Raw genomic sequence first — 12,507 nt, forward strand, 5'->3', positions numbered from 1 at the left:
CTGGGATGAAGGATAAATTGACATTTTTTTATAAAAAACTTGTCAATTTACCCTTTTCAAATATACCCAATGAGCGTAATATAATTAGTAAAAAAAGGAACGGAATTATGACATATTCAGACTCTCTAGCAATTGAAAACATTATTAATGCTGTCGACCATCACTTAGCTGTAGCTTTCATAGATCTCAGTGGCCACTTTGAATATGTAAACGATAATTTCTGCAGAATTACTCAGTATTCAGATGCGGAATTAATTAATAGTCACTTTTCTAAACTGTTGCACCCATCCTATGATACAGAACAACTCGCTAAAGCGATGAAACAATTCAGACATGGCCATATGTGGCAGGGAGAGATGCTGAATAAAAAGAAGGACGGGTCACCGTTATGGGTGAACTCAACGATTGTGCCAATGCTAGACAGTGAGGGGAAACCCTTCCGTTTTTTTACCTACAAAGTGGATATCACTGAGAAAAAAGAAATGGAAGAAAAGCTTAGGATAGCACAACAACAACTTAAGCTCTCTGTCAGTGAAGGGAACTATCTCAAACATGTACTTGATCAATCCTCTATGGTCACAATAATTGACCGTCACAGGAATATTCTTTATGTGAACGAGCGGTTTGCCGAACTAATGAAGCGGAAACCGCTTGAAATCATAGGTAAAAACCTTGATGAATTGAATGCCAGAAGTCATCCTGATTGTTTCTATGATGAAATGTGGAAGACAGTGTACCAGGGAGAAGTCTGGTCGGGAGAGGTACAGACAAAAAATAAAGATGGTGAACCGAGATGGACGAGTACGCGTATTTTTCCAATGCTGAATGAGGCGGGTGAAGCGTACCGGTTTATTTTTGTCAGTCAGGATATTACGAGTGCAAAAGAAGCAGAACAGCTTGTGTTACGTTCTGAAAAACTATCAGTATTAGGTGAGCTGGCTGCAGGGATCGCCCATGAAATCAGAAATCCACTTACTTCCTTGAAAGGGTTTACTTCACTGCTTGAAGAAGGTGAAACAGCAGCGGATAAAAAAGCTTATATCACTGTGCTGAAGTCGGAAATTGACCGGATTGAATATACAGTGAATGAATTAATGATGCTTGCAAAGCCGAAGAAGACAGAAGTAAAGCCTGTTGCCATTGAAGAACTTGTCCGGAGCGTCTGCTTGTTTCTTCAGCCGGAGCTGTCGATGAAAAATATAGAATTAAGCTGTGACGTGAAAAATCCTTCTGCTGAAGTGATGTGTGAATCAAATCAAATTAAGCAGGTTGTGATGAATGTCCTGAAAAATGCCATTGAGGCGATGAAACAGGGCGGACGTATTCATGTCTCATTCCGTTATGAAGAGAGAAAGATGGCAATTGTGGTCAAGGATGACGGGGAAGGCATGAGTGAAGAAACATTGAAGAAAATTGATACTCCTTTTTTCACAACAAAGCAGACCGGAAACGGACTTGGTATTCCAATGTGTCAAAATATCATGAAACTTCATCATGGTTCGCTGAGTATATCAAGTACGCCTGGTGTGGGAACAATCGTAGAGCTTATATTGCCATATTAAAAAAACGTTCAGCTGACTTACATGCTGAACGTTTTATATTGAATGATCAGTAAAACTGATTGTTTGCTTAAATAATAGCTCCAGGTCGGAAGGGTCTGTCACTGCACGGATCATCGCCTCTATATACTCAGTCCTGTCGAGCTGATCATATTGCCATTCAATGCCTTTTGAGCGTGCATACTCATGAAGAAAAGAGCGGATCGTCCGGCCATTACCTTCACGAAACGGGTGAAGCATATTCAGCTCAGACTTGAAGTAAGAAAGTCTTCTGGCTGCTGTATCAAGCGTCGTCCATGCCTCTTCAACAGCAAGCTCATTGAAAATCTGTTCTGCATAAGAGTCCAGATACTGTGCCTGACAAAAACGCGTATTTCCTTTCATCAGCTGCACGGTCCGGAACTTTCCGGCAAAAGGATAAATATCCTGAAAGAAATGACGGTGCAGGTCTTTAAAGCTCTGTATTGTAAATGATGAGACCGTGTATTGTTTTCTTACAAACTCTGCAGCACGCAGCGAAAAGGTCAGTGCTTCCGCTTCCATCAGTGCTTCCTCATTTTTAACCCCAAGCAGGTTGTACTTCAGCAGGAAATCATCATTTTCACTGCTAATATACTTATCCACGTGACAGCAGGTCCTTAATCACTGAAGGTGTTATCGGCTTATCTGCATTAATTGTCTCGAGTACTTTTTCCTGCAAACCTTCATTCAGAGACAGGTTTTCGAGATGCAGATTTTTCATGATCCTTTTAAACTCCGGTGATTCAATTTTGACATCTTTCATTCAGCAATTCCTCCACCTTTTTATGAGTTCCTGTACTTATATTATATCATGAAAAGCCTGTCACATAAGCAATTTCATCAGCTAATCCTGCTTAAAATCCGGTTGATGATGATTAGCGAAATAAAGGTAATAACAATGCCGATCATCAAGCCTGCAATCTGGGCAGTATCAGCGGATGTACTGCCTGCTAAAAGGGCATTTTCGCTGAACTGATAGACAAAGAAGCCGAGCACCACTGATATGATCAGGTTGGCAATACTGAACCCGACTTTAAATGATAGCGGCTTTGAATCAAAAGCACCCATTTTTTCTTTCAGGTAAGCCTGTGCTTCATCAAGTGAAGCATACTCCCCCATGAGTTCTTCTTCACTGTAATAATGGCTGTTTTGGGATTTTGAACTAAAAAAGACATAATAGGTATTGTCTTTTTTACGAATATCATATTTTTGAATGCCGACTACACCTTTTTTCGTTACTCTTTTTGTTCTTGTTCTGATATGTTCCATGACAGACCTCAAATCTTCAGTTTAATTTTCTATCTTTTTATCGTATCACAAATAGAAAAATCATTAAGTCCTCACGTGCCCACATGAAAATATTATTTTCATATTGTAATTTTTAAGTCGATCAGCTAATATTTAGAAATGCTTTACAATTTCATACATATACAGGGGGAAGACCGTTGAATCAACAAAGAATCAAATCAGAAAGAGAAACAGTGTATTTTATACTGTCAGCCATATTCAGCGTGCTGGTCTATATTGCAGCAGCTGTTTCGATTATCGGAATCGGGATTGCGCTTGCTATTCTTGCCGTTGTGCTCTTCACAAATGCATTAATGCTTGGGTCGATCCGGGGAAATGGTGTAAGGGTCAGTGAAAGACAATTTCCCGATGTTTATGAGCGTGCCGTTGTGTTGTCAAAAGAAATGGGATTGAAGAAAGTGCCTGATTTTTTTGTCATTCAGTCAGAAGGGGCACTGAACGCTTTTGCTACAAGGTTTTTCGGACGCAATATGATTGTGCTCTACTCAGAAGTATTTGAACTTGCAAGACAAAATGGACAGGAAGAACTGGACTTTATCATTGCGCATGAGCTCGCTCATATCAAACGCAATCACATATGGAAAAACATTCTTGTACTGCCTGCGCAGTTCGTGCCGTTTTTATCACAGGCCTACAGCCGCTCATGCGAGTATACGTGTGACAGAGAGGCAGCCTATCAGATTGGGGATGCAGGTGCTGCAAAACGCGCACTGACTTTACTTGGTGTTGGGAAAGTGATGTATCGTGAAGTGGATGAGAATGCTTACCTTGAACAGATTCATTCAGAGTCAAACGGGGCTGTATGGCTGAGCGAAGTGCTTTCAACACACCCGCTCTTACCGAAAAGAATTTTGTCAGTCGAACGCTTTATGAATCCTTCTACTACCTATAGATACACTCAGCAGCCAGGCAGAATTATGCTTGGTGCAGGACTTCTGTTCGGTGGGCTTGCGGGTGCGTATGTGGCAGTCATTGTTTCAATGACGCTGGCAGGCGTTGTGTTCGCTTCTTTACTGCCGGATGATTTATTGGCAGCAGATGATCCGTTTAATGAAGAGTACGATGAGATGGATATGGGCATGACGCCATTATTGGATGCTGCATCAATGGGTGAAACAGATGAAGTGGCTGCATTGATTAATGAAGGCGCTGAAGTAGATGCAGCGGACACCGAAGGGACGACTGCTTTACTCTATGCAGCTTATAATATGGATCCTGAAATGATTAGATTGTTACTTGATGCCGGAGCAGATCCAAATACAATGGATAACTATTCAACACCGCTGATGACAGCAGTCAGCTATGAGGACCGGGAGTCAGCAGCGTTATTGGTTGAATATGGGGCAGACCCGTACATGGAAGACCCGAACGGCGATACACCTGCTGAATATATCAGTGCAACAACAGGGCAGGATTTTAATACATGGATTGAAGAGTAAAATAGAAGGTGAGACAACTGTGTCTCACCTTTTTTGCTGTAGACAATGATTTACATACCGGAATGATTTCCTTGTGGTAAAATGAATGAGTATTCATTACATTCAGACAAAGGGGATATGAACATGTCAGAAGTGTGGTCAAGAATGACAACAGCAATGAACGCGAATCCGGAACCAATTCAGAATGAAAACGTTCGCTATGAGTTCCAGCTGAAAGAAGGGGAAGCTAAGCAGCTGGTCTTAAAACACGGGGAAGCATCGATTGAAGAAGCGGGAGCGGCTGAGCCAAACTGTACATTGAAGCTGAGTGAAAAAGACTTAGTGAAAATGATTGAAGGGGACCTGAGTGCTTCAGGTGCGTTTATGTTTGGGAAGTTGAAAGTTGATGGGAAAATGGGCTACGCCCTGAAGCTTGAATCATTGTTGAGTGAGTATACGTTTTAACATTTCAGCAAAGTTTTAAAACGAAGAGGCTCACTGCTGTCCACCTGATGTGCAGCGAGCCCTATTCATACAGTTGCGCTGTCACACAACCTCAAGACCAATCACCTGATCAAAGGGGATGGTCTTTTTCATATGGTCAGAGGTTGTCATCAGTAAGTAACGCTGCTGATAATTCACTAATGTGATGATCCCGTTTACGCTGTCACGTCTGTTGTGTTCAAAAATTTTCAGATCAACTTTCTGACGGAATTCCAGGGCCTCCTGGATCCCGAGAAAAATCATGTCAAACATCTGTTCATCGAGTTCCGGTTTTGTTTCCTGTTCCATTTCTTCGTAAAAGTCCTTCAGCATTTTCACATGTTCAGGCAGCATCATCGAAGTCCACTTAATTGTGCCGCGATCTTTATTCATTTTGTTCACGCTCCTTTCTAACATTATAGGAACGTTTGTTCTGTTTTGTAAATAGGTAAGTGATGGGTTTTAGAAATTTGATTGGAGTGAGGGACTGGAAATACAGGTGTTTGCTATTAAATCGTTTCGCTGCGCTTCGGGCGGAGGCTTTCCGCGGCCGGGCGGTGAGCCCCTTACATGCTTCGCATTCCAGGGTCTCACCTGTCCCTTTTCCGCCGCTGGAGTCCCCGCCCTCCGCTCCGCTCCGCTTAACGAGTAATCAAAGTGATCGATGACTAAATGTTGATACTTTAATACCTTCGTCACTATACTCCATTAAAATAACACTACTTTAAAAAAGTCCCGATAATCCTCTAGGTGAAAGTCGGCGGGTTTGTTGTTTTGGAAGAGGCAGGTATACATGCCGAGCTGTTTTGCCGGAATAATGTCAAGTTCACGGTCACCGACTGCAAGATCAATGTGGTGCTTTTCGTGCAGGTATTTGTATGATGCAGGATCGGGCTTACGCGGGAATCCGTGATCAGCTGTAACGATTTCGGAAAAGTACTTTGTGAAACCGTAATAATCAAGGACTTTATAGGCACCTGCCTGATCTTTATGCGTCATGATCACGTTACAGTCAGCCTGCTTAAGAACTGCTTCAACGTGTTCAAACGGCGGCATTTCCACAGGACTGATTGCACTGATTAAGTTGTTATATTCCTCAATTTGTGATTCAGTCATACGAAACGTTGTGATTGCGTGTGTTGCGGAAATTTTCAGCTCTTTATAACAATCAGCCTCAGACACTTTCCCGTCCAACACTTGACTCATCCGCTTCGCATAAGCCGGATAAGTGTTAAATAGAGTACCATCATAATCCCAAAGTATATTCATATGTAACTTCCTTTCTATTCATGAACGCTATTTAACGTAAATATTATCATACTGTAGAAGGTGAATCATTTTTCATATTTTTGTTTAAAATAAGAAGGACTTAAGTCTCTATTTGTCGAATCGCTATTTATATGGAGGTGCATATCAACTTATGAAGGAACAAATTTTTCTGTTGTTCATTGCCGCAATAGTTTTCCTGTCTGGATGTGCCCCGGAAGAAAGTGCAGTAGCTGATATTGAAATGAAAAGTAACGAAGAACTGTCTGTGATGACTGATTCATTTACCCAGGATGACTTCTACAATAAGCTGAGCCATGTGATGGAAAAGGCAGAAGACTTTGAAGCGGAAGGTGATCTTAAGAAGTGGATTATCAGAACGCTTTCTGAAGAAGCGCTGTATTATGCTGATGATCTGACAGAAGAAGAGATTATCAAGATTGCAAAAGAACGCTTAGCTGAAGATAAGGTCTGGAAAGAAATCGCTGAAACGAAATATGGCGTAACTGTAAGTGAAGAAGAGTTAAATCAGTATATTGATAATATTACGCAGTCATTTGAGTCGCCGCTCCAGCTCGCTTATGCTGATGTGCTAGGGCTAACGGTAGAGCAGTTGAACCATGGGTTTGATCTCGATGTATATGAAAAAAACCTACTGTGGGAAAAGCTGAAACCAAAGCTTGAAGAAGCGTATGGAACAAATGACAGCAATAAGCTTGTTGAAAGATACAATGAGGAAGTCAGTGAAGGGAGCAGGTAATTATTTCTTATGTATGGATTGATTTATTGATGAAAGCCGCAATGTTAGGCGTACTGCTGCTCCTTTTATTTTTTGTTTTCAAAAAAGAAGGCAGGAAGCTTCTAATTATTGTGATGACTTACTTTTCCGTGCTATCTGTTGTATTTTTAGCTGGCAGATATGTGGTTAACAGCCGTTATCAGCTTTTTGACGGACCGGTTGACGGTGGGTTTGCTGTGATGTTTAACTGGGTTGCAACATTCGCATATCTATATATTATTCCGCTCATTATCCTGTTTTCAAATAAAGGTTTTAAATGGGTGAATAGAAGGTTTCAATCAACAGCTTCGCGGATTCTGATGAAAGTGCTGCTGGTCGCAGCATTTATCGCGGGCGGATACATAGCGATGTTCGGATTTGTCCTGACCTATTACGGATTTGGACCTTAAAACTGTCTAAGCAATCATGCGAAGACAGTTTTTTAAAGTCCTGTAATTGAGACGTATCCTGCAACGAAAAACACAAAAACAGATACCGCAATTGATACGGTGCCAAAAAAGATTTTGTTATCTTTTAATCGTTCAACGCCGGTGATTAATAACAACAGCGCAAGCGGAAACATATAAAACGGAACGACAGAACGGTCGCCTGTAAAAAAGCTGTAAGCTGCAACAATAATGACAATGCCGCTCAATACACTTGTAATGATTTTACTCATTTCATTCACTCCCCCGAAAAAATTCACTAACTGATCTACGTCTTCAAAGACATTCAGGTTTCACCATTTTTTTGAAACACTTCACCTTAATAATCGTATATAGTAAAAACGAATGGAAAGACGGGGTGCGGGTCATGAAAAAGTGGCGGGAGAATAAAGCAGCTAAATCAAAAAAGCGCAAAGAAGAAGGGAAGTACAGCTTTTGGGACATCGTGACGGATATCCTGATCTGGGTTCCGGAGCTGATCATTTTGCCGTTTCGTCTGGTATACTTGCTGCTTAGATTGTTTGGAAGAGTATTCAGGGATGGTTTTGATTCGATTTAATGGTCAGGTGTGAGTTGAAATGAAATGGTTTGAAAAACTGTATACGTTTTTTATTTTAGGAGCTGTTGTAATTGGATTGATTTTCAGTCAGCTGAACGGAGCCGGTTCGATTGCAGAAGGGCTGATTTTGCCGCTTCTTGCTTTTATGATCTATCTGACGTTTTTGCAGATTCCTTTAAAAGATATAAAGTCTTCATTTAAAAACAAAATATTCAGCATGAGCACGATACTCATCAATTTTGTATGGACGCCGTTTTTTGCCTGGATACTGACAATCGTATTTTTCCCTGATCAGCCTGCACTTGCGATCGGACTGATCATGCTGCTGGTCACACCATGTACAGATTGGTATCTGGTTTTTACCGGTGTGGCAAAAGGGAACACAGCCCTCGCAGCATCAATTCTGCCGCTGAATCTGATTTTGCAGGTGATCCTCCTGCCGGTTTATTTGTTGATATTTTTTGGAACTGGTGAAACGGTGGATGCTTCCTATCTGGTTGAAGGTATCATATGGGTGTTGTTCGTGCCGTTTGCAGCAGCGGCCTTAACGAAGAAAATATTAACAGGAAAGCGTTCGCTTCAATCTGATCTGCTGCAAAATCTTCCTGTAGCGTTTTTAGGACTGGCCATTATTGCCATGTTTGCAGCGCAGGGAGGCATGCTTCTTGAGAATACAGTGGTATTTCTGCAGATCCTGCCACCGCTCGCAATTTTTTTCATCGTTAACTTCTTCATCAGCCGTAAAGCAGGACAAGTGTGCAAACTGCCTGCAGCAGACAGAGTAAGTCTTACAATGACAACCCTGGCAAGAAACTCACCGCTCGCACTCGCGATTGCAGTTGCTGCATTTCCGAATGAGCCACTCATTGCGCTGATCCTGGTGATTGGACCGCTGATTGAGCTGCCGGTGCTTGCACTGACAGCTAAAGTACTGGTGACAACTAATAGCAGACGTTGATATCAAAAAGCTCCCGGAGGTGAATAACCCCCCGGGAGCTTCTTGATTAACACAATGTATCTTTTGGTTTCGGGTTTTTTAATCCGAAAATTGGTCTGATAAACAATGCAAGTCCTGTACCGAGCATCGCCATGACAGCCCATACCCAGCCGTGAAGGCTGAATGATGCAATGCCACCAAAGTATGCGCCAATATTACAGCCAAAAGCAAGTCTCGCCCCGTAGCCCATCAGCAGTCCGCCGATGATCGAGCCGGCAGCAATACCAGGTTTGATTTTCTTAGGCTTAAATGCACCGGTTGCAGCGGCAGCAATAAAGGCACCGATAATAATACCGAAATTCATCACGCTTGTTGAATCAGCAAGAATAGAGTTTTGTAATTGCTCGGCATTACCCTGCCAGTAACCCCATGAAGCGACATCCACTCCAAACAGCTCAAGAAACTTTGATCCCCATAGTGCGAATGCAGAAGTAATTCCCCATGGATTTCCTCGGAGTGTTAATGTTAAAGCGTTCAGCACTGCTAAAATGATCGCGGCAGTAAAGAGCGGCCATGCACCGCGGAATACTTTTTTAAAGCCTGTCGTTGTCGGCAGAGGCTTCATCGCTGGCGCATTTTTCTTTGTAGCAATAAACTTCAGTCCATAGTAAATTGCAGCAAAGAGTGCCATTTGAACAGCCCACGCACCGAAGAATCCGAGATTAGTAGATTCAGCAAGAGAAAACGGTTCAAGTGCCCATGTCTCCTCCATCCAAAACGTAAAGTGATAGGCACCAATTACTGAACCTGCAATAAATCCGATCAGCGTCAGAATCATGGAAGACGATCCGCCGCCTACTGAATACAGTGTCCCTGACGCACAGCCGCTTCCAAGCTGCATGCCAATCCCAAAGATAAAGGCACCGAATAACACACTGACCCCGACTGGAGATACATAGCCAGCAGGCGTCACGCCGGTGAAACTGAAACCGGTACTCAAAATAATGGCAAATAACGTTGAAGCAACAGCGAGCATCACCATATGTGCCTGGATCCCCTGAGCATTTCCGACTGCCATCAGCCTTCTGAATGCCGAGGTAAATCCAAATCGTGCGTAGAGTAATGTTAGTCCGAGGGCAAGTCCAACGATGAATAAGATTCCCTGAACAGCATCAGTTGTGTAAACAATCACTGAAAATAATATAAGTGCAGCAACAATACCCAGAATTACAATAGGCTTTTGCATTGGTGCAAGGTCTGTTACAACCGTTGTTCGGCCGCGTATCCAACCTTTTGGTGTGTCCTGAACCTGTTGTGTCAATGTGAAAACCTCCAATTCCTATTTGTATGATAGGGATTAATTTAGCACAGTAGATATCGGAATGTAAATTTATTAGTTTTAAAGTTGATCAGGAATATAATCCCTGGGAAAATATATTTAATAATACCTTGCATTACAAGATACTGGAATGTATATTAATTATATACCTTGTAATACAAGATAATGAAATGGCGGGGTGCAGATGTCACAGACACAAATGATGAAAGGGATCCTTGACGGCTGTCTGCTTGCGATTATTCGAGGGAAAGAAGTATACGGATATGAAATGGCAGAGCGGCTCAGTGAATACGGATTTGGTGAAGTGAGTGAAGGAACGATTTATCCGCTCCTCATGAGAATGCAACGCGAGGGACTGGTCACTTCAGTGAAAAAAGCATCTACAGCCGGTCCAAAAAGGAAATACTATTCTCTCACTGAGAAGGGACATGAAGAACTTGAAGCCTTCCTTGAAAGATGGAAGCGTCTTGAGAAAAGCGTAAATGAAGCAATCAGGCAGGAGACAAAAGAGGGGAGTGATGACAGTGCCTGAATTATCAAAGGAAAGCCGCAGGTTTATTGATGACTTAAGGCTGTATTTATTTTCATCGGGTAAAAATAGTGAAGAAATTAATGAAATTGCTGAAGAGCTTGAGGTACATCTGGCTGAAGCGGAGCAGAACGGTAAGCCGATTGAACAGGTAGTCGGTGAATCACCGAAGGAATATATGGAAATGATCTCAGGTGAAATGAAGTTCGATATAAAAGCCTGGTTTAAGTACATTCCGCTGATTATTTTCGGGGCGATTTCATTTTCAGTCATCGGACAGTTAATGGAGAACATGAAACTAAGCTACAGCTATGCTTTTATCGGTGGCAGTATTGTCGTCAGTTTGCTTTTCATCCTGCTGGTATTTGGTATTTTTAAGTATACGGCAAGCAGGCAGGTATCAAGGATTAAAGAGTTCTTTTTAATTATGATTCCGATCTTTGTTAATGCAGTGTTGTTTATGGGTCTGATATTTTGGGATATGTATACGGAATTCCCGGGTATTGAATTAGGTGTAACAGCAAGTATGGCAGTGGGCGTGATTCTGCTTATGATCATGATTTGGGTTTCTGTCTGGGCAAAAACGGCGGTACTGCCTGTGATGCTTGCTGCTGTTCATGTGCCAGAGCTATTGCTCAGAATGACATCAATGGGTCTGGAAGCAAGACTGATGACGGGTCTGCTGATGACTTATGCAGTGGTTGGTTTGTATTTTTTCTATACAGTTAAGAAAATGAAAAAAGCTGATGCTGCTGCGGGTTGATCTTTTCCCAGGACGGTTGGGGTGCAGATGTGGGTATTGGCTCATGGCTGAGGATAATTGATTCATCGATCCAGTTATATGTATCATCGCTTTTTTGAGCACTCATAATTGAATCATGCTGCTACTTAATTGACTCACCACTTCGTGTAATTGGATGCGTCGTTCAATATAGACTTTTCATCCATACAAAAAAGTTCTCATCCAATTTATAAAAGGATGAGAACTTTTTTACTTTTTCTCCAGATGGAAGCCAAGCTTCATCAATGCACGCTCAAGATTTGTTTCAACGTCAAACTTCGTAATATCAACCTGTGACTGATTCGCCTGCATAGCTGTTTCGGGACGGATTCCTGTTAAAACAGCATGTACACCGAGCAGGTTCAGCAGGTTCACAATTTTAAGCAGGGAACCGATTACCAGATCATCAACTTCAATAATACCGGAGAGATCAATAATTAAATGATCAAGCTCAAGCTCCTGACTTCTGTTCAGTGTCAGCTCGATGATTCTGCCAACTCTGATCTCATTAATACTGCCAATAATCGGCAGAACCGCAACACCCTGTGTAATTGGAACAATGGGCACTGATAAGTTATCAATCTGCTTTTGTGCCCCGTCAAGCTCAAGCACGTAAGATAGAAGAGAGCTCATCGTTTCAAGAAGTTCCAATTGCTCTTCGCTAAGATTAAAAGGCTTTGTATCCAGGCCGCAAATTGTACCGTAATTTTTTCCATCGGCAAAGTAGATTGGAATGCCAACAAAGCTGCCGCTGCCGAGGTTTTGTGTCACTGAAAGACCCTTCGTCTTTTCGTCCAGTGTAATATCCGGAATCAGGAGTAATTCATTTCCATGGTCCACACTTACTTTACAATATGTATCTTTAAATGGAATCTGTTCACCAGTCTTAAGCAGCTCTTCATCTTTGTTAATTACTTTGACAATTTCATTAACCTGCCGATCATTTTTAGCAATGAAAAGCGTATTGATATCCAGGATCCCGGCGATCATTTTTAAAATCGAATCCGCGGCTTCATCAAAATTTTTAAAAGTAACTGTATTTATTTGATTCATATATGAGTCCTTTCTACGTATAAAGTCTGG

17 protein-coding genes are annotated in these 12,507 nt (G+C 41.9%); 9 read left to right on the plus strand and 8 right to left on the minus strand.

Annotation, left to right across the window (positions count from 1 at the left end):
* Positions 1-107: 107 nt before the first annotated feature.
* Positions 108-1,562 (plus strand): PAS domain-containing protein, encoded by a 1,455-nt coding sequence (locus tag DH10bf12_RS08895; protein WP_471738137.1) that lies wholly within the window; start codon positions 108-110, stop codon positions 1,560-1,562.
* Positions 1,563-1,595: 33 nt separating this feature from the next.
* On the opposite strand, the gene DH10bf12_RS08900 is transcribed toward DH10bf12_RS08895, so the two are convergent.
* From DH10bf12_RS08900 to DH10bf12_RS08910, 3 genes are all read right to left on the minus strand, one after another.
* The gene (locus tag DH10bf12_RS08900) at positions 1,596-2,183 is read right to left on the minus strand and encodes a Fic/DOC family protein (RefSeq protein ID WP_471738138.1); all 588 of its coding nucleotides are present in this window, start codon (positions 2,181-2,183) and stop codon (positions 1,596-1,598) included.
* Positions 2,176-2,343, minus strand: a complete 168-nt coding sequence (locus DH10bf12_RS08905; RefSeq protein WP_404408160.1) for a Zn-dependent hydrolase — start codon at positions 2,341-2,343, stop codon at positions 2,176-2,178. The genes DH10bf12_RS08900 and DH10bf12_RS08905 overlap by 8 nt, the downstream gene beginning before the upstream one ends.
* Before the next feature lie 77 nt (positions 2,344-2,420).
* Positions 2,421-2,849 (minus strand): hypothetical protein, encoded by a 429-nt coding sequence (locus DH10bf12_RS08910; protein ID WP_471738139.1) that lies wholly within the window; start codon positions 2,847-2,849, stop codon positions 2,421-2,423.
* A gap of 176 nt (positions 2,850-3,025) precedes the next feature.
* Here DH10bf12_RS08910 and DH10bf12_RS08915 point away from each other — a divergent pair, with 176 nt between their 5' ends.
* The gene (locus DH10bf12_RS08915) at positions 3,026-4,327 is read left to right on the plus strand and encodes a M48 family metallopeptidase (protein WP_471738140.1); all 1,302 of its coding nucleotides are present in this window, start codon (positions 3,026-3,028) and stop codon (positions 4,325-4,327) included.
* A 123-nt stretch (positions 4,328-4,450) separates the two neighbouring features.
* Positions 4,451-4,771: an SCP2 sterol-binding domain-containing protein gene (locus tag DH10bf12_RS08920; RefSeq protein WP_471738141.1), complete on the plus strand. Its 321-nt coding sequence runs from the start codon at positions 4,451-4,453 to the stop codon at positions 4,769-4,771.
* 81 nt (positions 4,772-4,852) lie between these two features.
* On the opposite strand, the gene DH10bf12_RS08925 is transcribed toward DH10bf12_RS08920, so the two are convergent.
* Complete coding sequence (locus DH10bf12_RS08925) at positions 4,853-5,182, minus strand: YolD-like family protein (RefSeq protein WP_404408167.1); 330 nt, start codon at positions 5,180-5,182, stop codon at positions 4,853-4,855.
* A gap of 315 nt (positions 5,183-5,497) precedes the next feature.
* Complete coding sequence (locus DH10bf12_RS08930) at positions 5,498-6,058, minus strand: HAD-IA family hydrolase (protein ID WP_471738142.1); 561 nt, start codon at positions 6,056-6,058, stop codon at positions 5,498-5,500.
* 151 nt (positions 6,059-6,209) lie between these two features.
* Between DH10bf12_RS08930 and DH10bf12_RS08935 the strand changes: the two genes are divergently transcribed.
* Together DH10bf12_RS08935 and DH10bf12_RS08940 are read left to right on the plus strand one after the other, a co-directional pair.
* A complete protein-coding gene (locus DH10bf12_RS08935) occupies positions 6,210-6,815 on the plus strand; it encodes a hypothetical protein (RefSeq protein ID WP_471738143.1) in 606 nt (201 codons plus the stop codon).
* Between the two features lie 29 nt (positions 6,816-6,844).
* Positions 6,845-7,243, plus strand: a complete 399-nt coding sequence (locus DH10bf12_RS08940; RefSeq protein ID WP_471738144.1) for a hypothetical protein — start codon at positions 6,845-6,847, stop codon at positions 7,241-7,243.
* A 32-nt stretch (positions 7,244-7,275) separates the two neighbouring features.
* Here the strand turns inward: DH10bf12_RS08940 and DH10bf12_RS08945 are convergent, their stop codons facing one another.
* A complete protein-coding gene (locus tag DH10bf12_RS08945) occupies positions 7,276-7,512 on the minus strand; it encodes a hypothetical protein (protein ID WP_471738145.1) in 237 nt (78 codons plus the stop codon).
* 134 nt (positions 7,513-7,646) lie between these two features.
* On the opposite strand from DH10bf12_RS08945, the gene DH10bf12_RS08950 reads away from it, so the two are divergent.
* Positions 7,647-7,838, plus strand: a complete 192-nt coding sequence (locus DH10bf12_RS08950) for a hypothetical protein (RefSeq protein WP_471738146.1) — start codon at positions 7,647-7,649, stop codon at positions 7,836-7,838.
* A 19-nt stretch (positions 7,839-7,857) separates the two neighbouring features.
* Entirely contained in the window at positions 7,858-8,796 is a 939-nt protein-coding gene (locus DH10bf12_RS08955) for an arsenic resistance protein (protein ID WP_471738147.1), read from the plus strand.
* A 46-nt stretch (positions 8,797-8,842) separates the two neighbouring features.
* Here the strand turns inward: DH10bf12_RS08955 and DH10bf12_RS08960 are convergent, their stop codons facing one another.
* On the minus strand, positions 8,843-10,096 hold the full coding sequence (locus DH10bf12_RS08960) for a YeeE/YedE family protein (protein ID WP_471738148.1): 1,254 nt from the start codon (positions 10,094-10,096) through the stop codon (positions 8,843-8,845).
* Between the two features lie 202 nt (positions 10,097-10,298).
* Here DH10bf12_RS08960 and DH10bf12_RS08965 point away from each other — a divergent pair, with 202 nt between their 5' ends.
* A complete protein-coding gene (locus DH10bf12_RS08965; RefSeq protein ID WP_471738149.1) occupies positions 10,299-10,646 on the plus strand; it encodes a PadR family transcriptional regulator in 348 nt (115 codons plus the stop codon).
* Positions 10,633-11,406 carry an HAAS domain-containing protein gene (locus DH10bf12_RS08970; RefSeq protein WP_471738150.1) on the plus strand — a complete coding sequence of 258 codons (774 nt, stop codon included), beginning with the start codon at positions 10,633-10,635 and terminating at the stop codon, positions 11,404-11,406. Before DH10bf12_RS08965 ends, DH10bf12_RS08970 begins: the two co-directional genes overlap by 14 nt.
* Positions 11,407-11,634: 228 nt before the next feature.
* Here DH10bf12_RS08970 and DH10bf12_RS08975 read toward each other — a convergent pair whose 3' ends face one another.
* On the minus strand, positions 11,635-12,477 hold the full coding sequence (locus DH10bf12_RS08975; protein ID WP_471738151.1) for an STAS domain-containing protein: 843 nt from the start codon (positions 12,475-12,477) through the stop codon (positions 11,635-11,637).
* Positions 12,478-12,507: the final 30 nt, after the last annotated feature.

The organism is Jeotgalibacillus sp. 10bf12, from assembly GCF_055597105.1.

Excerpts from the sequence above, each read along its gene's own strand:
- DH10bf12_RS08920 (WP_471738141.1), top strand. The coding sequence starts at position 4,451 with ATGTCAGAAGTGTGGTCAAGAATGACAACAGCAATGAACGCGAATCCG.
- DH10bf12_RS08930 (WP_471738142.1), bottom strand. The coding sequence starts at position 6,058 with ATGAATATACTTTGGGATTATGATGGTACTCTATTTAACACTTATCCG.
- DH10bf12_RS08955 (WP_471738147.1), top strand. The coding sequence starts at position 7,858 with ATGAAATGGTTTGAAAAACTGTATACGTTTTTTATTTTAGGAGCTGTT.
- DH10bf12_RS08975 (WP_471738151.1), bottom strand. The coding sequence starts at position 12,477 with ATGAATCAAATAAATACAGTTACTTTTAAAAATTTTGATGAAGCCGCG.
- DH10bf12_RS08965 (WP_471738149.1), top strand. The coding sequence starts at position 10,299 with ATGTCACAGACACAAATGATGAAAGGGATCCTTGACGGCTGTCTGCTT.
- DH10bf12_RS08895 (WP_471738137.1), top strand. The coding sequence starts at position 108 with ATGACATATTCAGACTCTCTAGCAATTGAAAACATTATTAATGCTGTC.
- DH10bf12_RS08945 (WP_471738145.1), bottom strand. The coding sequence starts at position 7,512 with ATGAGTAAAATCATTACAAGTGTATTGAGCGGCATTGTCATTATTGTT.
- DH10bf12_RS08905 (WP_404408160.1), bottom strand. The coding sequence starts at position 2,343 with ATGAAAGATGTCAAAATTGAATCACCGGAGTTTAAAAGGATCATGAAA.
- DH10bf12_RS08970 (WP_471738150.1), top strand. The coding sequence starts at position 10,633 with ATGACAGTGCCTGAATTATCAAAGGAAAGCCGCAGGTTTATTGATGAC.
- DH10bf12_RS08935 (WP_471738143.1), top strand. The coding sequence starts at position 6,210 with ATGAAGGAACAAATTTTTCTGTTGTTCATTGCCGCAATAGTTTTCCTG.
- DH10bf12_RS08925 (WP_404408167.1), bottom strand. The coding sequence starts at position 5,182 with ATGAATAAAGATCGCGGCACAATTAAGTGGACTTCGATGATGCTGCCT.
- DH10bf12_RS08940 (WP_471738144.1), top strand. The coding sequence starts at position 6,845 with ATGAAAGCCGCAATGTTAGGCGTACTGCTGCTCCTTTTATTTTTTGTT.
- DH10bf12_RS08910 (WP_471738139.1), bottom strand. The coding sequence starts at position 2,849 with ATGGAACATATCAGAACAAGAACAAAAAGAGTAACGAAAAAAGGTGTA.
- DH10bf12_RS08950 (WP_471738146.1), top strand. The coding sequence starts at position 7,647 with ATGAAAAAGTGGCGGGAGAATAAAGCAGCTAAATCAAAAAAGCGCAAA.